This window comes from Actinomadura sp. 9N215 (assembly GCF_044326345.1).
Lineage (GTDB): Bacteria > Actinomycetota > Actinomycetes > Streptosporangiales > Streptosporangiaceae > Spirillospora.
Genome location: NZ_JBIRBA010000072.1, coordinates 1 through 1,059, shown reverse-complemented (window position 1 = coordinate 1,059; position 1,059 = coordinate 1). Strand labels below are relative to the sequence as shown.

Here is a 1,059-nt window from a genome sequence, read left to right as displayed (position 1 = left end):
GGGCCCGGCGAGGGCCGGATCGAGGTGTACCAGGCGACCGGGATGGTCGCGGTCCAGCTCGGCATAGGTCTGCAGGACGCGTTCGCGGCGTTGCGCGCCCGCGCCTTCACCGATGGTGTCCCGCTGGCCCGGCTGGCCCGCCAGGTGGTGGACCGGCGGCTGCGGTTTCACCCCGACGACTTCCCCGACAGCTGACGACACGATGGATCGACACAATGCCTACCGATAGACGGCGTCACACGACAGGACACCCCAGCCACTGGGCCAAGGAAATGGACTGAGCAGCCATGCCACAGCAACAACGACTCGCTGAGGTGTTCGTCGAGCTGGCCGACACCCTGGTGGCCGACTTCGATCTGATCGAGTTCCTGCACCGGCTGGCCGAGCGCTGCGTGGAGCTGCTGGAGGTGGAGGCGGCCGGGATCCTGCTCACCGACCAGGCCGACGAGCTGCAGGTGATCGCGGCCTCCAGCGAACAGACCCGGCTGCTGGAGTTGTTCCAGCTCCAATCCCGGCAGGGCCCCTGCCTGGACTGCTTCGCCACCGGCCGGCCCGTCAGGGCCGCCGACCTGGCCGCCGAAGCCGCCCAGTGGCCGCTGTTCACCGCCGCGGCCCTCGACGCCGGTTACGGTGGGGTCCTGGCGTTGCCGATGCGGATGCGCGAGCGGATCATCGGCGCGATGAACCTGTTCACCGCCCCCTCCGCCGTCCTGGCCGCCGACGAGGCGTCCACGATCCAGGGGCTGGGGCAGGCGATGGCCGACGTGGCCACCATCGGCATCCTGGGCGAACGCGCGGCCCGCGAACATGAACTGCTGTCCCAGCAACTGCAGATCGCCCTCAACAGCCGCGTGATCATCGAGCAGGCCAAGGGCATGCTCGCCGAACGCCACCAGACCTCACTCGATCAGGCCTTCACCGCTCTGCGCACCCAGGCGCGCAACACCAACCGCAAACTCGCCGACCTCGCCCAGGCCGTCATCGACGACGACCCCGCCGTGGTGAACTCCCTGCGCCCACCCCACGATCCCAGCCGTCGCGCCGACCAGACCTGACCGC

The 1,059-nt window shown here is 69.6% G+C and carries 2 protein-coding genes; both read left to right on the top strand.

The window, feature by feature from the left end; genetic code table 11:
* The coding region (locus ACH34T_RS44575; protein ID WP_396027091.1) for an ANTAR domain-containing protein at positions 1-195 on the top strand (195 nt) is incomplete at its 5' end.
* A 92-nt stretch (positions 196-287) separates the two neighbouring features.
* Positions 288-1,055 carry a GAF and ANTAR domain-containing protein gene (locus tag ACH34T_RS44570; protein ID WP_396027090.1) on the top strand — a complete coding sequence of 256 codons (768 nt, stop codon included), beginning with the start codon at positions 288-290 and terminating at the stop codon, positions 1,053-1,055.
* Positions 1,056-1,059: the final 4 nt, after the last annotated feature.